General features: G+C 31.4%; 19 protein-coding genes. 7 read left to right on the plus strand and 12 right to left on the minus strand.

All coding sequences use genetic code 11. From position 1 onward, the window contains the following. Positions 1 to 415: 415 nt before the first annotated feature. From ABMY20_RS13010 to ABMY20_RS13040, 7 genes are all read right to left on the minus strand, one after another. The gene (locus ABMY20_RS13010; RefSeq protein WP_349265512.1) at positions 416 to 1,141 is read right to left on the minus strand and encodes a DUF4294 domain-containing protein; all 726 of its coding nucleotides are present in this window, start codon (positions 1,139 to 1,141) and stop codon (positions 416 to 418) included. A gap of 106 nt (positions 1,142 to 1,247) precedes the next feature. After that, entirely contained in the window at positions 1,248 to 2,501 is a 1,254-nt protein-coding gene (locus tag ABMY20_RS13015; protein WP_099216665.1) for an aminotransferase class I/II-fold pyridoxal phosphate-dependent enzyme, read from the minus strand. A gap of 128 nt (positions 2,502 to 2,629) precedes the next feature. Next, complete coding sequence (locus tag ABMY20_RS13020; RefSeq protein ID WP_349265513.1) at positions 2,630 to 4,846, minus strand: molybdopterin cofactor-binding domain-containing protein; 2,217 nt, start codon at positions 4,844 to 4,846, stop codon at positions 2,630 to 2,632. 12 nt (positions 4,847 to 4,858) lie between these two features. After that, a complete protein-coding gene (locus ABMY20_RS13025) occupies positions 4,859 to 5,320 on the minus strand; it encodes a (2Fe-2S)-binding protein (RefSeq protein ID WP_047790608.1) in 462 nt (153 codons plus the stop codon). Between the two features lie 114 nt (positions 5,321 to 5,434). Next, complete coding sequence (locus ABMY20_RS13030) at positions 5,435 to 6,385, minus strand: phosphoribosylaminoimidazolesuccinocarboxamide synthase (protein WP_349265514.1); 951 nt, start codon at positions 6,383 to 6,385, stop codon at positions 5,435 to 5,437. Positions 6,386 to 6,424: 39 nt separating this feature from the next. Next, on the minus strand, positions 6,425 to 7,024 hold the full coding sequence (locus tag ABMY20_RS13035) for a hypothetical protein (protein ID WP_073183481.1): 600 nt from the start codon (positions 7,022 to 7,024) through the stop codon (positions 6,425 to 6,427). Positions 7,025 to 7,027: 3 nt separating this feature from the next. Then, a complete protein-coding gene (locus ABMY20_RS13040) occupies positions 7,028 to 7,981 on the minus strand; it encodes a PhoH family protein (RefSeq protein ID WP_073183483.1) in 954 nt (317 codons plus the stop codon). 119 nt (positions 7,982 to 8,100) lie between these two features. Here ABMY20_RS13040 and ABMY20_RS13045 point away from each other — a divergent pair, with 119 nt between their 5' ends. The 4 genes from ABMY20_RS13045 to gldG are packed head-to-tail and all read left to right on the plus strand — an operon-like array spanning position 8,101 to position 11,669. Continuing rightward, a complete protein-coding gene (locus tag ABMY20_RS13045; protein ID WP_349265515.1) occupies positions 8,101 to 8,961 on the plus strand; it encodes an SAM-dependent chlorinase/fluorinase in 861 nt (286 codons plus the stop codon). Between the two features lie 4 nt (positions 8,962 to 8,965). Next, positions 8,966 to 9,262 carry an antibiotic biosynthesis monooxygenase family protein gene (locus ABMY20_RS13050; RefSeq protein ID WP_159614856.1) on the plus strand — a complete coding sequence of 99 codons (297 nt, stop codon included), beginning with the start codon at positions 8,966 to 8,968 and terminating at the stop codon, positions 9,260 to 9,262. Positions 9,263 to 9,316: 54 nt separating this feature from the next. Further along, positions 9,317 to 10,036, plus strand: coding sequence for a gliding motility-associated ABC transporter permease subunit GldF (gene gldF / locus ABMY20_RS13055; protein ID WP_349265516.1), 720 nt, complete (start codon positions 9,317 to 9,319; stop codon positions 10,034 to 10,036). Next, positions 10,029 to 11,669, plus strand: coding sequence for a gliding motility-associated ABC transporter substrate-binding protein GldG (gene gldG, locus ABMY20_RS13060; RefSeq protein ID WP_349265517.1), 1,641 nt, complete (start codon positions 10,029 to 10,031; stop codon positions 11,667 to 11,669). Before gldF ends, gldG begins: the two co-directional genes overlap by 8 nt. 85 nt (positions 11,670 to 11,754) lie before the next feature. On the opposite strand, the gene arsB is transcribed toward gldG, so the two are convergent. Beyond that, positions 11,755 to 12,795, minus strand: a complete 1,041-nt coding sequence (gene arsB, locus ABMY20_RS13065; RefSeq protein WP_047790600.1) for an ACR3 family arsenite efflux transporter — start codon at positions 12,793 to 12,795, stop codon at positions 11,755 to 11,757. 127 nt (positions 12,796 to 12,922) lie between these two features. Between arsB and ABMY20_RS13070 the strand changes: the two genes are divergently transcribed. The 3 genes from ABMY20_RS13070 (at position 12,923) to ABMY20_RS13080 (ending at position 15,329) form a co-directional block, all read left to right on the plus strand. Further along, the gene (locus ABMY20_RS13070) at positions 12,923 to 13,765 is read left to right on the plus strand and encodes a DUF2911 domain-containing protein (protein WP_349265518.1); all 843 of its coding nucleotides are present in this window, start codon (positions 12,923 to 12,925) and stop codon (positions 13,763 to 13,765) included. Between the two features lie 216 nt (positions 13,766 to 13,981). Beyond that, on the plus strand, positions 13,982 to 14,689 hold the full coding sequence (locus tag ABMY20_RS13075) for a hypothetical protein (protein WP_349265519.1): 708 nt from the start codon (positions 13,982 to 13,984) through the stop codon (positions 14,687 to 14,689). Positions 14,690 to 14,723: 34 nt separating this feature from the next. Beyond that, positions 14,724 to 15,329, plus strand: coding sequence for an SMI1/KNR4 family protein (locus tag ABMY20_RS13080; RefSeq protein WP_159614844.1), 606 nt, complete (start codon positions 14,724 to 14,726; stop codon positions 15,327 to 15,329). A 351-nt stretch (positions 15,330 to 15,680) separates the two neighbouring features. Here the strand turns inward: ABMY20_RS13080 and ABMY20_RS13085 are convergent, their stop codons facing one another. The 4 genes from ABMY20_RS13085 to ABMY20_RS13100 all read right to left on the minus strand — a co-directional run bounded on the left by ABMY20_RS13085 (position 15,681) and on the right by ABMY20_RS13100 (position 19,373). Beyond that, positions 15,681 to 16,463, minus strand: coding sequence for a LytTR family DNA-binding domain-containing protein (locus ABMY20_RS13085; RefSeq protein WP_239180865.1), 783 nt, complete (start codon positions 16,461 to 16,463; stop codon positions 15,681 to 15,683). Between the two features lie 2 nt (positions 16,464 to 16,465). Then, positions 16,466 to 17,518 carry a histidine kinase gene (locus tag ABMY20_RS13090; protein ID WP_349265520.1) on the minus strand — a complete coding sequence of 351 codons (1,053 nt, stop codon included), beginning with the start codon at positions 17,516 to 17,518 and terminating at the stop codon, positions 16,466 to 16,468. A gap of 71 nt (positions 17,519 to 17,589) precedes the next feature. Next, positions 17,590 to 18,333 (minus strand): hypothetical protein, encoded by a 744-nt coding sequence (locus ABMY20_RS13095; protein ID WP_349265521.1) that lies wholly within the window; start codon positions 18,331 to 18,333, stop codon positions 17,590 to 17,592. 167 nt (positions 18,334 to 18,500) lie between these two features. Beyond that, positions 18,501 to 19,373: a M57 family metalloprotease gene (locus ABMY20_RS13100; RefSeq protein ID WP_349265522.1), complete on the minus strand. Its 873-nt coding sequence runs from the start codon at positions 19,371 to 19,373 to the stop codon at positions 18,501 to 18,503. Positions 19,374 to 19,519 lie beyond the last annotated feature (146 nt).

The following is a 19,519-nucleotide window of genomic DNA, read 5'->3' on the forward strand; positions in this document are numbered from 1 at the left end:
GATTTGCTACACTATTTTAATGAACTGCTTCCCTAAAATTCGGACTGCAAAGATACTCACTTTATTTCCTAATAAACAAGAATTTGTTAAACTATTTTTTAACCTTTTCTTTAAATATCTTAAACCCTATTTTAATGAACTTTTGCTAACTTTAAAACTTAACGCTTTTCCGTTGGCGGGTGCAAATATAGATACCTTTTCCCACTTAACAAGCAATTTTTAAACCTTTTTTTTAAAATATTTTTTAATACGTTATTATATAATTAGTTACACCCTGAAGTTTTTTATCCTATACTTCTCTCCTACCTTTGTTTACTATATTTATTACTATTTTAATGCTTCTAACATGGAAGTACATATAACTATTACAGTACTTAATTATCAACTTTAGTAAGAATTTGAATTCTTTATTTTTTTACTTTTTCTTTCGTTTTCGCTTCTTTCGCATCTTAGAAAACATCTCTTTATACTCCGATACATCAACATATCCTCTACTTTTGGATACAATTACTAAATAATTCTTTCGTAATTTAGGCTCTTGATACTCTAACTTTTCATCAATATAGGCTCGCTGTATAATGTCCTCTACTAAATAATCTTCGTTTTCCGTTTCAGGTTTATACTCTGACTTTAATGATAGTTTAAATAAATTTGCTGTAGTATTGTACCAAAAAGCTTTCCAACCACTTCTTAATTCTTTTACATTATCAAAGGCTGTTTTTCCTGTTTGACGATGAATTAGCTTTAACAAAATCCTTCCTTCTGTTCTTGTTAACTTTTTTAAGGGAGCTGTTAACTCTTCTTCTAAATACTTTTGAATTCTTTTTATGTATTTTCTTTTTTTACTTTTTGATTTAATTCTAGCTAAACGTGAGTTTACGCTATCTACTCTTTTTGCTGCTAAAATTGCATAAGGATAAGCTTTGAATACTTTTTTTCGAAGCCAATAATAATAAAGAATATCTTTTTTTTCTTTAAATTTATGTTTTGGAAGTACCGTTACCTCGTTTAACTTTATCATTAAACTATCCCCTTCTCTTACCAAGATATATTCATCGTTAAAGTTTGGTAATGTATCTTTAATTTGTGCATTTAATCCTGCTACAAATAATAATAAGTGTATGAATAGTATTTTTTTCATTTTATTTTGATAAGCAAAAGGATTTCAAATGTATCATTTCTCTTTTAAAACAAAAAAACTCATGAAGTATTTCATGAGTTTTTATTTATTTTTTTGCAGTTTCTTTCTATTCTGCCATAATTGAAGCTGCTACTTGTTTATAAGTTCCGTTTTCTAACTTTTCACGAATTGCAGAAAAAGCTTCAATTGTTTCATTTACATCTTCAATTGTATGACGTGCTGTTGGAATTAATCTTAATATTATTAATCCTTTTGGTATCACTGGGTATACTACAATTGAACAAAACACTCCATGGTTTTCTCGTAAATCATTTACCATTGCCATGGCTTCTGGAATTTCTCCTTTTAGGTATACTGGTGTGATACATGTTTGTGTTGTTCCTAAATCAAAACCTGCTTCACGTAAACCTGACTGTAACGCATTGGTTATTTTCCAAAGGTTTTCTTTTAGTTCAGGCATGGTACGAATCATATCTAAACGTTTTAATGCTCCTTTTACCATTGGCATTGGTAATGATTTAGCAAACATTTGTGATCTCATATTGTATTGTAGATATTGAACAACATCTTTGTCTCCTGCAAAGAATGCACCTATTCCTGCCATAGATTTTGCAAATGTTGCAAAATACACATCTATTCCGTCTTGTACTCCTTGTTCAAATCCTGTTCCTCTTCCTCCTTCTCCTAATGTTCCAAACCCGTGAGCATCATCAACCAATAAACGAAAGTTATATTTTTCTTTTAAGGCTACAATTTCTGCTAAACGCCCTTGTTCTCCTCGCATACCGAAAACACCTTCAGAAACTAACAAAATTCCACCTCCTGTTTTTTCTGCCATTTTGGTGGCACGCTTCAAATTTTTCTCACAGCTCTCTATATCGTTATGGCGGTATACAAAACGTTTTCCTGCGTGTAAACGAACTCCATCAATAATACATGCATGTGTATCCATGTCATATACTATGATATCGTCTTTTCCTACTAAGGCATCAATTGCTGATACCATTCCTTGGTATCCGAAATTTACTAAATAAGCTGCTTCTTTACCAACAAATTCAGCACATTCTTGCTCTAATTGTTCATGGTATTTAGTGTGACCTGACATCATACGAGCTCCCATAGGGTAAGCCATACCATCTGTAGCAGCAGATTCTCCATCTACTTTTAACACTTCTGGATGATTTGCTAATCCTAAGTAGTCGTTAATACTCCAAGTTATTACTTTTTTTCCATTGAAAGACATGCGGTTAGAGATTGGTCCTTCTAATTTAGGAAACACATAATATCCTTCTGCTTTATCTGCCCATTTTCCTAAAGGTCCTTTATCTCCTTTAATTCTTTCAAATAAATCTTTAACCATTGTTATTTTTGATTTTTATAGGTTGCGAAAGTAGTGCTTTTTAACAGATTTTCAAAAATTACCGAGTGTTTCATTTTCAATAAATAACAAACATACTACTTTGGCATACCTATAAAGCTCTTTGATTTTTAAGATAAAATGTTCGATTTTAATTCCTCTACAAAAGGTTGTTTATATAGTCTTTTTCCTAAAGCTTTATGTATTGCATTCGCAACTGCTCCTCCTGCTGGTGGTAAGCCTGGTTCTCCTAAACCTGTAGGTGATAATTCATTTTGCACAAAATGAACTTCTACTTTAGGTGTTTCGTTCATTCTTATAAGCTTATAGTTGTCAAAATTTCTACTTGAAGGTGCTCCTTCTTTAAAAGTTAAGTTTCCATACATTGCGTGTCCAATACCATCAATAACTCCTCCTACTACTTGATTTTTGGCTCCTGTTGGATTAACAACTATACCACAATCAACCGCTGTAACTACTTTTGTTACAACCGGTACTCCATCTTTTAGCTCTACCTCTGCAACTTCAGCTACGTGGGTATTATGACTGTAATAAGCTGAAAAACCTTGATAAACTCCTTTTTTAGATTTTCCCCAGCTCCCTTTTTCTGCTGCTAACTTTATAGTGTCTTGCATTCGTTTACCTGAGTACTCTATTCTTTTATCTTCTGTGGCTTTTACATTTTCTAACAATTCTAAACGTAACTGCACCGCATCTATCTCTAATTCTTCCGCTAATTCATCGAAAAAACTTTGTTCTGCATAGCCTAAAAAGTTAGTATATGGTGCTCTCCAAGCTCCTGTACTAATATTACTCTTGTAATTTCCAGTTGATACTTTATAGTTTGGAATACATCCTGCAGGAAAAAAATGTGGTATTAATCCGTACATATTATCATTTACGGCTGCTTCTTTCAAATGGTATCCTGTTATTTTTCTGTCTTTTATTGATGCTGCGATTCTATATTTAATTGCTGGCCTATATGTTCCGCTAGTTACATCGTCTTCTCTCGTTGAAACCATTTTTACTGGTTTTTGTATTTTATCAGATATTTCCAACGCTTCATAAACAAAATCTCCATATAATCTTCTTCCGAAACCTCCTCCCATTCGGGTCATTTCTACATGAACTTCTTCCAAATTACGCCCTAACATTTCTGCTGCAACCATTGCTGCATATTCTGGTGTTTGTACAGGACCAACTAGGTGTACTTTTTCTGGTGTTACACTTGCGAAAAAGTTCATTGGTTCCATACAGTTATGTGGTAAGAAAGGTGAATGATAGGTACGTTCGATAACTTTATCTGCTTCTGCAAAAGCTTTTCTTACATTTCCGTCTTCTCTTCTTACATCTAAGTCACTCGCTTCTAATAATTTTGTTAGCTTTTCATTATGAAGTTTTGTATCTTCTAACTCAGAATTATCTTTCCATACAGTTTTAATTGCTTTTGCTCCTTTAATTGCCGCCCATGTATTTTCTGCTAGTACAACTACTTTATCCGTTTTCGTTAACTTAAACGTCCAATTAGCTTTTCCTGACTCAATAAAGTTTCTTGCTTTCTCTCCTATTGTTATAACATCTATTACTCCTGACACTTTCTTTGCTTCTGCTGCATCGTATGACTCTAACTCTTGTCCAAAAGAAGGAGGTCTTACTACAGATGCGTACAACATACCTTCTTCTTTATAGTCTAAACCGAATAAAGGTTTTCCTGTTACTATTTTTTCTACATCAACATTTATAGCATTTTTACCAATAATGGAGAACTCAGATGGCTTTTTTAAAGCGACGTTTTCTGGTACTTCTAAAGTAGCAGCTTCTTTTACTACTTCACCATATCCTAACGTTTCACCTTTTGCATTTGTAATAATTCCTTTTGAAGCTGAACAAGTAGTTGCATCTACTCCCCATTTTACTGCTGCCGCATTAATTAACATTTGTTTTGTAGTTGCTCCTATTTCTCTAAGCGCTGTCCAGCCATGACGAATTGATTGACTACCTCCTGCTAACTGTCGTGTATAGTTTTTGGTATCTAAAGGTGCTTGTGCAACATGTACTTTATCCCATTCTACATCTAACTCTTCTGCAATAATCATAGGCATTGAAGTTTTTACCCCTTGACCTATCTCTGGATTTGGAGAGTAAATAGTTACATAGCCTTCATCAGATATTTTTATAAATGCGTTAAAATCGTTGAAATTTAAGTTTTCTACATCTACAGATGGTTTTACATTAGGTTTACAGGCAGTAAATAGATTAAATCCAATCATAATACCACCACTAGCTAATGCAGAAGTTCTTAAAAAATTTCTTCTGCTAAACGTAAAGTTTTTTTCTTGTGTACTCATGATTGAAAGTTTTTAAGACATTTTATCTGCAGCCAATGCAACTGCCTTTTCTATTCTATTGTATGCAGCGCAACGACAAATATTACCTTGCATTGCTTCTCTTATCTCTTCTTTAGAAGGTTTTGGATTTTCTTTTAAAAAGGAAGCTGCTGTCATAATTTGACCTGCTTGACAGTAACCACATTGTGGAACATCTACTTCTTTCCAAGCTTCTTGTAACGGATGATCTCCTTCAGTTGATAGCCCTTCAATGGTTGTTATTTCTTCACCGTCTAACATAGAAATTTGTAATTGACAACTTCTCATTGCTGTTCCGTCTACATGAACAGTACAGGCTCCGCATTGTGCTATTCCACAACCGAATTTAGTTCCAACCATATTGAGTTCATCTCGTAAAACCCACAACAATGGTGTATCAGCATCTGCCTCAAAGGATACCGACTTTCCGTTAATTTTTAATGTATAATTTGGCATTTTTGCTAATTTTTGTTTGTATCGTGTAAGTTACAAAAAATATAAATGCTTGTTTGTTAATGGGATTCTTTTAAGATAATTTTAAATAAAAAGAGAGGCTTGAGCCTCTCTTTTTTATCTATTTTGTAAAAATGTTTTTACATTTTTCTCTATTCTTTCGAGTACGTTTTCTGTATTCGCTTTTACAAAAGTTTCCCCTGTAATTTGTTCGTATAGTTCAATATATCTGTTTGAAATTTCAATAACTTTTTCATCAGACATTTCAGGAATTCCTTGTCCTTCTTTTCCTTGAAAACCGTTTTCAATTAACCACTGACGTACAAACTCTTTTGACAATTGTTTTTGCTTCTCTCCTTTTTCTTGACGCTCAGCATACCCATCAGCATAAAAATAACGAGAAGAATCTGGTGTATGGATTTCATCTATCAATACAATTTTACCATCTTCAGTTTTTCCAAACTCATATTTGGTATCTACTAAAATCAATCCTCTTTTAGCAGCTAATTCAGTCCCTCTTTGAAATAACTTTCTTGTGTAATCTTCTAATACTAAATAGTCTTCTTCTGAAACAATTCCTTTTGCTAAAATATCTTCACGAGAAATATCTTCATCGTGTTCTCCATTATCTGCCTTTGTTGATGGTGTAATAATTGGCTCTGGGAATTTATCATTTTCTTTCATTCCTTCGGGCATTGCTACTCCACAAAGCATTCTTTTTCCTACTGCATATTCACGAGCTGCATGACCAGATAAATATCCGCGGGTTACCATTTCTACTTTAAAAGGTTCACATAAATGACCTACTGCTACATTTTCATCTGGATTCGCTAATAACCAGTTTGGAACGATATCAGCAGTATCATTCATCATTTTAGTAGCAATTTGGTTTAAAATTTGTCCTTTAAAAGGAATTTGGCGTGGTAAGATTACATCGAAAGCGGAAAGACGATCAGAAGCTATCATTACCAATAAATCATCATTGATGTTATATACTTCTCTTACTTTTCCTTTATAAACTTCTTTTTGCCCTTGAAACTGGAAACTTGTTTCGTTAATTGTATTCATTAGTATGTTGTTGTGTTGTTGCCCGCAAATGTAAGTATTCTACTCTTCTTTTTGAATAGTTTTTATTTGTTTTATATTTTCTAAAATAGGTGTTACAGTTACAAATGTATTCCCTTCTTCTACATAAAAAATATAAGCACTATTTTGACCTATTTTTTTAGCTTTTAGTTGAGAATCATCTTTAAAAACTAATGTTATATTATTCTTAAGCCTACCTTCTGCTAAACGTTTTTTATAATTTATCCCCATTCCTAGCCTAAACCCTAATAATAAAGAAAACACCATAATAAAAACAGAAACTATAAAAGCTGACTTGTTGTCGTACTCTTTTCTTTTTGCTTTTTTATTTGCTTCAATTCTCTTTTTCAACCATTTTACTCTCTTTAGTATTTCTTCTATTTTCACTGAGTTTTTAATAAGGAAATACAAAGACATAGAAAATACTATAAGAATTACTGACAACGCCCAATTGTTAGCTAATAATGAAATAGGAGACAAAAGTGTATCTGTGATAGTTATGTATTGTAAATAATCTATATCTAGATAACGATAAAAAATGGTATCACTAACTAAGCCTAAAGCAATCAAAAATATATACCCTACCGATAAATATTCTTGAAATCCCAAGTTTTTAAACATACTTTATTCCGTTTCTATGCTTTTGTAAGCTGTAATAATCTTTTTAACTAATCGATGGCGGATTACATCTTTGTCATCTAAATACACCTGCGCAATTCCTTCAATATCTTTTAACGCTAATAACGATTCTTTCAATCCAGAAACTTGTCTTCTTGGTAAATCTATCTGACCTGGATCTCCAGTTATGATAAACTTTGCATGCATTCCCATACGTGTTAAAAACATCTTCATTTGTGCATGAGTGGTGTTTTGTGCTTCATCTAAAATTACAAAAGCGTTGTCTAAAGTACGTCCACGCATAAAAGCCAAAGGTGCTATTTGTATGACTCCTTTTTCAAGATGTGATTCTAGTTTTTCATGTGGAATCATGTCTCGTAAGGCATCGTACAAAGGTTGCATGTATGGATCTAGTTTCTCTTTTAAGTCTCCAGGAAGAAACCCTAAGTTTTCACCTGACTCCACCGCAGGTCTTGTTAATATAATTCGTCTTACTTCTTTTTCTTTTAATGCTTTTACGGCCAAAGCGACTGCTGTGTATGTTTTACCTGTACCTGCGGGACCTACTGCAAATAACATATCGTTTTTTTGCATTAACTCAACCATTTTACGCTGATTAGCTGTTTGCGCTTTTATTAGTTTTCCACTAACACCGTGTACTAAAACGTCTTTTGCATTTCCAGATTTTCTTATTTCTTCTTCCTTTCCTGTTGACGTTAAAATTCGCTCAATACTATTTTCATCTAGCTTGTTGTATCTGTTAAAGTATTTGATAAGCATCTCTAGCCGCTTTTCAAATTCATTTAACAATTCAGGTTCTCCAAAAATTTTAAGTTTGTTTCCTCTAGCTACTATTTTTATTTTAGGGAAGAATGTTTTTAACTGAGTAATAGTGCTGTTTTGAGCTCCAAAAAAATCGTTTGGGTTGATTTCTGTTAATTCAATTACGCGTTCGTTCAAATGATAAAAGTTTTAATATTATTCACACTAAAAATAATGATTATTTTTCTTGAATTACGTAGTTTTGTTTAAAATTTCAGCATAATTTTTCACAGATTAATTAACAAAAACCTAAATTAATGTCTCTTATTACATTAACTACTGATTTTGGAACGAAAGACCACTTTGTAGGGGCTGTAAAAGGAGCTATTTATTCTGAGTTACCTGATGCTAAGATTGTTGATATTACGCATGAAATTTCTCCTTTTAACATTACTGAAACTGCTTATATTTTAAAAAATGCTTACAAAAGCTTTCCTGATAAAACAATTCATGTTATTGGAGTAGATTCAGAGTTAAGTGTGGATAACAAACACATTGCACTAGAACTAGACAACCATTATTTTATTTGTCCTGACAACGGACTAATTTCAATGATTGCTTCTGAAATTAAACCTACTAAAATTTTTGAAATTAATATTCACGATCGTATTGAGAGTAGCTTTCCTGTGTTAGACATTTTTGTGCAAGTAGCTTCTCATATTGCTCGTGGTGGTAGTTTAAGTGTTATTGGTAGAGAGGTTGACACGTATAAAAAGATTGTTGAAATTAAGCCTAAAGTAAACGAGCAGCAAACTATTATTGCGGGTGGTGTTATTTACATTGATAATTATGGAAATGTAATTACTAACATCAGTAAAAAACAATTTAATGCTATTGGAAAAGGCCGTGATTATAAAGTTACGGCTAGACGTTATACTTTTTCTAAAATTTACAGCAGATATAACGAAATTGTTGATTTTTCGGTAACTGATAAACGACAGTATGATGGTGAAAAGCTCGCTATTTTTAATTCTGCTGGCTTTTTAGAAATTGCTATTTACCGAAGTAATTTAGAAACGGTTGGTGGCGCTTCTACCCTACTTGGTTTGGAATATCGCGACACTATTACTGTTGAGTTTGAAAACCCTATTAAGCCAGAATTTACACCTATTAATTAAATATATGTTTGTACGAATTGTAAAAATGAGCTTTCAGCCAGAAAAAATTAAAGAATTTTTAAACAACTTTAATTCCAAAAAAGAGTTTATACGAAATTCACCTGGTTGCCGTTTATTAGAGTTGTATAGAGACAAAACGAATCCAAATATATTTTTCACTTATAGTTATTGGAATACTGAGCAAGATTTAGAAAACTACAGAAATTCTGATTTATTTAAAGGAATTTGGGCACAAACCAAAATACTATTTAATGATAAACCACTTGTTTGGAGTGTAGATAAAGTTGAATCGCTACCTTAGTCAATACCTATCTGAAAATAACTAAATATTATAAACAACTAAAATAGTTATACATTGTTACCACTACTAAAGAAAGAATTTAACTCATTTTTTGCCTCTCCCATTGCCTATTTGGTTATTGGGGTATTTTTACTTGTAAATGGCTTATTTTTATGGGTATTTAAAGACAATTTCAACATTTTAAATGCGGGGTTTGCCGATTTAAATAGCTTTTTTTATTTAGCTCCATGGTTGTTCTTATTCCTGATTCCTGCTATTACAATGAAAAGTTTTGCTGATGAATTTAATAGCGGAACTATTGAGATTTTAAAAACCAAACCACTTACCGATTGGCAAATTGTACTGGGTAAGTTTTTCGCTTCTCTTTTGTTAGTTGTCATCGCCATATTACCAACATTAACCTATACATTTACTGTATATCAATTAGGAAGTCCTGTTGGAAATTTAGATGTAGGTAGTACTATAGGTTCGTATTTAGGTTTATTATTTTTAGCAGCAACTTATACAGCTGTTGGATTATTTACTTCTACCCTATCCAAAAATCAAATTGTGGCATTTATTTTAAGTGTATTTATCACTTTTGCTTTATTCTATGGTTTTGATGCTGTAGGTTCTTCTTTAGGAAACTCAGGATACACCTTACAACAATTTGGTATTAACGAACACTTTAAAAGCATTAGTCGTGGTGTAATAGATACTCGTGATTTAATCTATTTTATCAGTGTTACATTCTTCTTTTTATTCATCACTAAACAACAGTTAAAAAATGAATAAGAAATTACAACATATTGCATTAGCCCTTATCGGACTGTTAATTGTTAATTACATCGCTAATTCAGTTTACAAACGTTTCGATTTAACACAGGACAAACGTTATACCTTATCTGAAGTAAGTGAAAATCTTATTGATAAAATTGATACCCCACTAACAATTCATGTATTCTTAGAAGGTGATTTTCCTGCGGAATTTAAACGTTTACAAATAGAAACACGCCAGTTTTTAGAAGAATTACAAGCTAAAAACGCCAATATTCGTTTCCGTTTTATCAACCCTGATAATATTCGTGAACGTTTGGTAAAAAGAGGAATGATGCCTAGCCAGTTAACTGTAGAAGAAGATGGAAAGTTATCTGAAGCTATTATTTTTCCTTGGGCAGAAATTACTTATGGTAAAAAAGTAGAGTTAATTTCTTTACTTCCTAACTCAATTGCCAAGACACAAGAAGCTCAGCTACAAAATGCTGTTGAAAAATTAGAGTATTCTTTTGCTAATGCATTACATAATGTTACTTTAAAAGAAAAACAAAAAATAGCGGTATTGGCTGGTAATGGTGAGTTGCAAGATATTTATCAATATAGTTTGTTAAGTGAAGTTGGTAAAAAATATCGTTTAGCTAAGTTTACATTAGATAGTGTTGCTAATAATCCGCAAAAAACCATAAAAGATTTAAGAGCATACGATTTAGCTATTATAGCTAAACCTACTGAGCGTTTTACAGAAGAGGAAAAGCTTACCGTTGATCAATTTATTGCCAATGGTGGTAAAAGTTTATGGATGTTAGATAATAATTATGCGGATACTGATAGTTTATACAATGAAGGAAAAATGTTAGCTTTTCCTCGTGATTTGAATTTAACGGACTTATTGTTTGGGTATCAAGTTCGTGTAAACAATAAACTAATTCAAGATTTATACTCGGCTAAAATTCCGTTAGCCACAGGAAATGTAGGAAATCAAACACAGTTTCAACACTTAAATTGGTTTTATCATCCACTAGTTAGTGGCAATCCGAACCACCCAATTACTAAAAATGTTGCACCTGTTCGTTTTCGTTTTGCTACTCAAATAGATACTTTGAAAGGAAACTTAAAAAAGACTCCGTTATTAGTAACTTCTGTACTTACCAAACAAACAGGAACTCCCAACTTTATTGAGTTACAAAGTATCGCCAAAGAACCAAAAGAAAATGAATTTGCTTCAGGTCCACAATTATTAGCTGTTCTTATAGAAGGTAACATTCCTTCTGCTTATAAAAACAGAATGAAACCTTTTGACGCTCCTGATTTTAAAGCTGAGAGTACAAACAATAAAATGATTGTAATTGCTGACGGTGATGTAGGTAGAAATCAGATTTTAAAAGGAAAACCTCACGATTTGTCCTTAGATAAATGGACAGGAGAACAGTTTGGTAATAAAGAGTTTTTAATCAATGCTATTGATTATTTATTAGACGATTCTGGATTGATCCAATTACGCAATAAAACCATTCAAATTAACTTATTGGATAAGCAACGCGCTTTTACTGAAAAACGTTTTTGGCAATTTATGAATATTGGTATTCCCTTAGCTTTATTAGCTCTGTTTGGCTTTGGGTTTAATTACTGGAGGAAGAAGAAATACTCTTAATTGTATTATAGTTCTTAAATAAAAAAATCAATACTTAGAAGTATTGATTTTTTTATTTAAGGGTGTAAGATATTTTAATCTCTATTTAATTTTTACTAAAATATTTCTTCTTCAGCCAAAAAGATACTTTTACTAGTAAAATTAATGCTGGAACCTCTACTAAAGGCCCTATTACTCCTGTAAAAGCTTCTCCTGAGTTTAATCCAAATACAGCAATTGCTACAGCAATTGCTAACTCAAAATTGTTACCTGCCGCAGTAAAAGCTACAGCTGTTGTTTTGTCGTAAGTAGCTCCTGTAGCTTTGGTTATAAAAAAGCCGATAATAAACATAAGAGCAAAATACAGTAATAAAGGAACTGCTATTAATAAAATATCTAAAGGTATTTTAACTATTAACTCTCCTTTTAAGGAAAACATTATTATTATAGTAAATAATAAAGCTATTAAAGTTAATGGAGATATAGAAGGTATGAATTTGGTATTATACCATTCTTCACCTTTTAACTTCACTAAAATATATCTACTTAAAATTCCCATAATAAATGGTATACCTAAATAAATAGCTACACTTTCTGCAATTGTTAAAATAGATATGTCTACTACGGCACCTTCAAAGCCAAAATAAGGGGGCAAAATAGTAATAAACATCCACGCATAAAAACTATAAGCAAATACTTGAAATATACTATTTAAAGCTACCAAACCTGCTCCATACTCACTACTTCCTTCAGCTAAATCATTCCAAACCAAAACCATAGCTATACACCGAGCTAAACCTATTAAAATTAACCCAGTCATATACTCTGGATAATCATGTAAAAAAAGTAACGCTAAAAAGAACATTAAAACAGGGCCAATTACCCAATTAAGTAAAAGTGAAGTTAGTAGTATTTTTTTATTTGTAAACACTTTTGGTAATAACGCATAATTCACTTTTGCTAAAGGAGGGTACATCATTAAAATTAACCCAATTGCAATGGGTATATTAGTTGAGTTAGTACTTAATGCATTTATTTTACCGGATATTTCAGGGTATATATATCCTATACTAACTCCTAACATCATAGCTACAAAAATCCATAACGTTAAATTTTTATCTAAAAAGCTTAATTTTTTTGTTAACATTTTTACCGTTTTATTATAATATTGCAATATTACGATTAAACATGTTTATAAACAATAAATTTAAGTTTTTGTTAACATTTTACCATAATATAAGATGGTAATTTTATACTCTAAATAAACCTTTATCATGAAAAAAATACTTTTAAGTTTATTTGTTGTTGCAATTTCAACAAGTATTAATGCGCAATTAAAAACCCCAGCACCTAGTCCTTCTGCTAAATTAGAGCAAAATGTTGGTTTAACAGATGTAACAGTTGAGTACTCTAGACCTAGTATGAAAGGAAGAACTATTTTTGGAGATTTGGTTCCTTATGGAAAAGTTTGGAGAACAGGAGCTAATCAAAATACTAAAGTTAGTTTTAGCGATGATGTTACTATTGACGGTAAAATATTAAAAAAAGGCACATATGCTTTGTATACAAAACCAGGAAAAGATTCTTGGGAAGTAATTTTTTATTCTGATACTAATAACTGGGGAACTCCAAAAAAGTGGGATGACTCTAAAGTAGCTGTATCTACGACTGCTAAGGTTGAAACTATGCCAATGAAAATTGAAACGTTTACAATTTCTATTGACAATTTAACAAACGATTCTGCCGTATTAGGTATTTTATGGGAAAATGCTTACGTTGGTGTAAAATTCAATACTCCTACTGATAAAGCGGTAGAAAAAAGCATTGCTCAAGTAATGGGAGGTCCTTCTGCTAACGATTATTTTTCTTCTGCTGTTTACTATTTACAAGAAGGAAAAGACATTAACAAAGCTAAAAATTGGATTAACAAAGCGGTTGACATGACTAAAGACCAACCTCGCTTTTGGTACTTACGTCAACAATCTTTAATCTTAGCTAAAGCTGGTGATAAAAAAGGAGCTCTTAAAGCTGCTAAAGCTTCATTAGCAGGTGCTGAAAAAGCTGGAAATGCTGATTATGTGAAAATGAACAAAGAGTTTATTGCTGAAATGAAGTAATTTTTCTGCTAAACTTTTTTAAAAACATCAAGCTCGCCAATTGGCGAGTTTTTTTGTAATTAATTAATGTATTTTAGGCTTTAAAATTACAACTTATAAAGCTATAAAACTTATCTGCATTATATTTCTTTAGACTTCTTAGAAAGACAATGTATTGTTGAGAATTACTCATAATAATTTATTCAAAAAATATCAACTATTATTATAAAGAAAAAAATGAAATCTATTTTATCTCTAATTTTCGTACTTTACCTATCAAGCATAGGCTTTAGTCAAAGTTTAATTACTTCAAGTAAATTATTAACCAAGAAAGAAGTCCACTCAATTTTTACCAATAGTGTAAAAACGAAACTAGAAATTGAGAATACTATTTATAAGACTTACGAGTATAATGACAGAGAAGGAAAACACTTTATAGTTATGATAGAAAACAACCTTAACTGTAAAGGAAGTAAAAAATGTTCCGATGCTATAAAGGCATATTGCTTTTCCTATAAAAACGGTCTGTTTAGTACAAAATGGAAATTAAATGATTTTATACTTCCAAAAGATAACGAAGTACCTAAAGAGCACGCCATTTATTTTTGGACTAAATATCTAAAACTAAAAGATTTTGACAATGACGGACTTATTGAGCCCATAATAGTATACGGAACACTTGGAATGAATGGAAAAGGTGATGGCCGAATAAAAATTTTAATATATCACCACGGCAAAAAAAGAGCTATTAGACATCAAAATGGTATTCTTGATTATGAAAGAAATACTCAAGTTGATAAATTATTCTATAAATTACCTAAAGAAATACAAAATAGCGTAACAGACATTATCCATAGTATAAATGAAAATAGTCATGGAATTTTTCCGCATGGTTGGCAAGATGCTATGAAGAATAAAAAACTAAAATTTGATGAAACGTTATAACAACTATCAAAACAAAAAACTCTAAAAAAAATCTATGAGCAGAATATTAGAAGAGTACTTAGAAGGACTTAAAAATGCTTATTTAAAGCACAATGGAAAAGAAAGCTGGGGATATTTTGAAAAAAATATACAAGGAGCTAAAAAAAATCATATTGATGAATTAACGCAAATTTTTCCAGACACACCAAAAACATTAATAGACTTTCTGAAATATGTAGATGGAACCTATTGGAGAAAATATGCTGATGAAACAATTTCATTTTTTGTTTTAGGTTCTGATGTTTCCGAATACCCTTATTACCTATTATCCTCTGAAGAAATAATACAAAACAAAAATGTAGTCCGCCACTACTCTGAGTATATTGAAAGAGCATACGAAGGTGTTGAAATTGATGATAAAATCATAAATAAAGCTGATTCCAATACTAGATGGCTTCATTTTTCAGACTGTATGAATAATGGTGGAACCTCTCAGTTGTTTATAGATTTTAGTCCTTCGTCAACAGGAAAAAAAGGGCAAATAATACGGTTTTTACACGATCCTGACGAATTAAAAGTAATTGCTGATAGTTTCGACGATTTCTTAAAAAAGTTAATGGATGATGGTTATAGTTTTATAAACGAAAACACTATAGAGTAATAAACCAACTTCCTTTTCAATAACATAAATTTTGAGCGTACTTATTCTTCAACTCTTATAAAGTTTACTCTCTTTATACATTTTACTAACTAAAATTAGGGACTAAATCACTCTGTACTGAAAGTACAGAGGTTTCTTTACACTGGGGACTGAAATTCCCCCTTGTTTATTCTAATATAAAATTAGAATTACTTGAATTCATTTCTCTTTTAAGAAAACCCTCCCTCTCCTATAAGTTTTTCAATACACAAAAGAACTTGATTTTTTTTATTACTGAAAGTGCTACAATCAAATTGCAGGGTTTTGAACACTAAATTGTGACCAATAAACACCTCTTAAATCTTCTAGCTTTTATAACCCTAACCACTTCGTAAACTCTGCTGTTTTATTTTGACTGGTTTTTAAAACTGTTTGGCTGTTTTTTAGATTGATGGCTACTACATTTTTATTATACCTACTTATCTTTTCTATATAGTTTCTATTGAGTAATTCGCCTCTATTAATTTTAAAAAACACATTAGGATTTATTATTTCTTCTAATGCTTTTAAAGAAGATTGATTTAATACATGCTTTTTATTACTTATATCGTATGCAGTTACAATTCCATAATCTGCTTGAAAATACACTATCTCATCCACCTTTAAAAAATAGGTATATTGAGAGGATTTAACAGCAATAAAATCTTGATAGCTTTTAGGAGCTTGAGCTGTTTGATTTGCTAAGTAAGCATCTAATTTTTGTAAAACATTATGGTCATTTTCAACCTTCATTGAGTTTTTTAAGCTTGAGTACTTATCTACCGCTTTTTCAAACCGTTCAAACGAATATGGTTTTAATAAATACTCTATTCCGCTGGTTTCAAAAGCATGCATCCAAAACTGGTTGTAAGCTGTAATAAAAATAATTGGTGTTTGAATTGCTAGCTTTTTATAGGCTTCAAAAACATTACCGTCTCGTAGCTCTATATCAGAAAAAATCAAATCAATATCAGAAGTTGATTCAAAAAACTGAAGCACTTCTTCTACCGTTTCAAACTCTTCTACCACAGTAATAGATTCATGATAACTTTCTATATACTTTTTTAGCTTTTTTCTAGCAGGTAACTCATCTTCAACTATAAGTGCTTTTATCATTTCTAAACAGGTTTATGAGGTAGTGTTAATGGTAAAACAACTTCAAACTCTTTTTCAGTTTCGCGTATCTTAATAGTATTTTCAGCAAGCAGTTCAAATTGTTTTGATAGGTTAGCCAATGCCACTCCATTACTTTTTCTTTTTTTAGAATACAACGCTTTGTTATTCGTTACTTTAATTCCTTTATCTTCTGTAATGGTAATTTGTACAGGAGATTCAAAGGTTCCTTTATTATGAGTAATGGCATTTTCTATAAGAACTTGTAAACAAAATGGTGGTACTACACTATTTTTTGTATACAATGCTGGTGCTATGTGTAGTTGATAATACCCCTGATATTTTTCTTCCATTAGCTTAAAATATCCTTCAGCAAAAAACAACTCTTCTTTTAATGAAACTAATTGCTTATCTGCACTATGTAAACTATACCTATACAACTCTGAAAATCGATTTAAAAACAAAGAAGCTCTTTCCGTGTCTTCATCAATAAGCTGATCTAAAACATTTAAATTATTGAATAGAAAGTGAGGGTTTAATTGGTTTTTTAATTGTGTAATCTCGTTTTTAGCTTTACTTATTTCATAGGCAGCTACCTGTTTTTGATACGCTACATTTTCTTTGTAATACAAGTAGGCTAATGAAAATCCACCAAAAATAATAAAGTCAATTACAGAGTTTATATTGACGTATATTATATGATAAACAGAACCAAAGTTTCTGGAATAAGTATCAAAAATGAACGCGACAATTAATCCAAAACTATTTCCTATCACTAAATATGTTAACAAGCCTATTCCAAAAAAACGCACATATCTCCTACTTAATGAAGTCTGCTTTTTTGAGTTTTTATTAATACTCTTTTTGATAAAACTAACCCACCAAAAAATAAAAACTGCTTTAAAAAAATACCAAAAAGGAGCATCAGGGTAAAAGATAAAATCTTTCCAAGAATCTGAATTCCCAAATTGATTTTTTAAAATAAATATTAAGCAAAAGGTAAAGAGAAAGATTAAAAATGTAACATTTTCTCTAAAAAAGGATGTGTTTGTTTTCATATTAGTACTCACAAATATATCAAATTTGCGATGAAACTTTTGAAAGAATCTCACCGCAAACTCTAGTATTTCTATTTATCTTCTGGCCAAGTACTTACTGTATTTCCTTTCTCATCATAGGCTTCTAGTTTTATTTTATCATCCTCGTCTATAATAAACTTAGCTCTTGTTTTTCCATTAGTGTCATATAAAAACAATCCATTTTGTTTTCCTGGTGTTTGTCCTAAAGCTACCCTAGGTACTCCTCCTATCATTCCTTTTTGTTGATATTCTTTAAACTTAGCTCTTCTCTCTTCCAAATCATTGATTGCTTTTAGTTCCTCTCCTATTTTTAGGGACATTTCTTGGGTTTCGTTGTCTCCTCGATCATTAAACACCAACCTGCCTGCTTTGTATCTTTTCCCATTTTTCTTAGCATCGGTAGTTATGAGTTGCATTACTTGGTCTCCATCATACTGATCAAACGTTAATGATAATCCTGAACTATGTCCTTTTTCAGTTTTTTTACCATCATAAATAAATCCACCACACTCTATACCTTCTTCATTATAAAAAAGCATTCCTGCCCTCTTTTTTCTTTCGTGATATACTCTTCCATTAATCTTATCGCCTTTGCTAGGAAAGTTTGCTGCGTTAGTAATAAGCATTTTTACCGTTCCGTCATTTTCAATAATATTAATTCTTTTTACGTCAATGGTATCAAATTGTGTATTTCCTTTATTTTTAAAGGCTACAGTAGTTAAAACTCCTATTAGTGCTGTTATACTTACTGCAAATGTTCTTAAAAAAATAAGTTCTCTTTTTGGGTTCATCATGGTATGTTTTATAATTAGATACCTCAAAAGTATTTAAGACTTACATTCTTTAAAACGTCTTTTTTATAAACTCAGGAAAATAAATGATAAACTAAGGAATATAGACAATAAAAAACCACCGACTTTAATTCGGTGGTTTAAAGATATGTATTAAGGTTAGTTATTTCTTAGTACATGTTTTGTAGTGCTGTAATGTCGTTACCATTAAACTCTCCGTCTTCGTTAGAGCTAAAGCAAGCTAACATAACTGAAGTTGAATCGTATCCTGTTGGTGTACCAGACACATGGTTAGCTCCAACACCAGCAGTACCTTCGTTAGTGTTTTGTCCACAACTTTGACGACTAAACCAATCAGTATGTCTAAATCCTACTGAATGTCCTATTTCATGTGTTATTACATGCTCGTTTACATTTGTTGTGTATCCTGACAATCCGTAAATTTGCACCCACTTATAAGGTAATCCTCCACTTGGAAAACCTGCACTACCTCCTGATCCTGATGAATTTGGATTACGGTATACTACCATATCTTTATTGGAATAATCAGTTCCAAAACTTAAAGTAAAACTAATAGATACTCCGCTTAAATTATTGTAATTGTCTACCGCCCATTGTAGTGCTGTTTGCTCTTTACTAGAAAGACCATATCCACCACCACCTGTATATCCGATAATAGAAATATTTCTACCTTGAGATACTAAGTTATTGGTTGAGTATTGACGTCCAGATTGATTATCATCCTTAGCCTTTGCTAAAGTGAACAACTCTTGTTCTGTCATTACTACATCTTCTTCTAAAAATAAGCGCACTTCTGATGTTCCGTCAGGAAAGTAAAAATTATCATAACGAATATGATCTACATTTAACTCTAATTTAGCTGCAGCATCAACAACCTCTTGAGGTACAGGTTTGAGCCCTGGGTTATCGCTATATTGTAGTATAGCATCCGGCTCTTTAATTTGTTCGTTTTCACTTGAACATGAGGTGAAGAACACACCTACTGACAAGCCCATAATTAGGGCTAACTTTGTTTTTTTCATAATATGAAGGGTTTTATAATTCACTGTAAATCTACACTTTAGAACTAAATATTTAAAATAAAACCTAAAAAAACGTTAAAAAAAAGAATATTTAAACAGAAAAATCATAAAATATTAAATACCAAACAAATAAGCGATTTTTTAAA

It is taken from the genome of Tenacibaculum sp. SSH1-16 (assembly GCF_040104435.1).
GTDB classification, from domain to species: Bacteria; Bacteroidota; Bacteroidia; order Flavobacteriales; family Flavobacteriaceae; genus Polaribacter; species Polaribacter mesophilus.

Excerpts from the sequence above, each read along its gene's own strand:
- ABMY20_RS13010 (WP_349265512.1), bottom strand. The coding sequence starts at position 1,141 with ATGAAAAAAATACTATTCATACACTTATTATTATTTGTAGCAGGATTA.
- ABMY20_RS13015 (WP_099216665.1), bottom strand. The coding sequence starts at position 2,501 with ATGGTTAAAGATTTATTTGAAAGAATTAAAGGAGATAAAGGACCTTTA.
- ABMY20_RS13020 (WP_349265513.1), bottom strand. The coding sequence starts at position 4,846 with ATGAGTACACAAGAAAAAAACTTTACGTTTAGCAGAAGAAATTTTTTA.
- ABMY20_RS13025 (WP_047790608.1), bottom strand. The coding sequence starts at position 5,320 with ATGCCAAATTATACATTAAAAATTAACGGAAAGTCGGTATCCTTTGAG.
- ABMY20_RS13030 (WP_349265514.1), bottom strand. The coding sequence starts at position 6,385 with ATGAATACAATTAACGAAACAAGTTTCCAGTTTCAAGGGCAAAAAGAA.
- ABMY20_RS13035 (WP_073183481.1), bottom strand. The coding sequence starts at position 7,024 with ATGTTTAAAAACTTGGGATTTCAAGAATATTTATCGGTAGGGTATATA.
- ABMY20_RS13045 (WP_349265515.1), top strand. The coding sequence starts at position 8,101 with ATGTCTCTTATTACATTAACTACTGATTTTGGAACGAAAGACCACTTT.
- ABMY20_RS13050 (WP_159614856.1), top strand. The coding sequence starts at position 8,966 with ATGTTTGTACGAATTGTAAAAATGAGCTTTCAGCCAGAAAAAATTAAA.
- gldG (WP_349265517.1), top strand. The coding sequence starts at position 10,029 with ATGAATAAGAAATTACAACATATTGCATTAGCCCTTATCGGACTGTTA.
- arsB (WP_047790600.1), bottom strand. The coding sequence starts at position 12,795 with ATGTTAACAAAAAAATTAAGCTTTTTAGATAAAAATTTAACGTTATGG.
- ABMY20_RS13070 (WP_349265518.1), top strand. The coding sequence starts at position 12,923 with ATGAAAAAAATACTTTTAAGTTTATTTGTTGTTGCAATTTCAACAAGT.
- ABMY20_RS13075 (WP_349265519.1), top strand. The coding sequence starts at position 13,982 with ATGAAATCTATTTTATCTCTAATTTTCGTACTTTACCTATCAAGCATA.
- ABMY20_RS13080 (WP_159614844.1), top strand. The coding sequence starts at position 14,724 with ATGAGCAGAATATTAGAAGAGTACTTAGAAGGACTTAAAAATGCTTAT.
- ABMY20_RS13085 (WP_239180865.1), bottom strand. The coding sequence starts at position 16,463 with ATGATAAAAGCACTTATAGTTGAAGATGAGTTACCTGCTAGAAAAAAG.
- ABMY20_RS13090 (WP_349265520.1), bottom strand. The coding sequence starts at position 17,518 with ATGAAAACAAACACATCCTTTTTTAGAGAAAATGTTACATTTTTAATC.
- ABMY20_RS13095 (WP_349265521.1), bottom strand. The coding sequence starts at position 18,333 with ATGATGAACCCAAAAAGAGAACTTATTTTTTTAAGAACATTTGCAGTA.
- ABMY20_RS13100 (WP_349265522.1), bottom strand. The coding sequence starts at position 19,373 with ATGAAAAAAACAAAGTTAGCCCTAATTATGGGCTTGTCAGTAGGTGTG.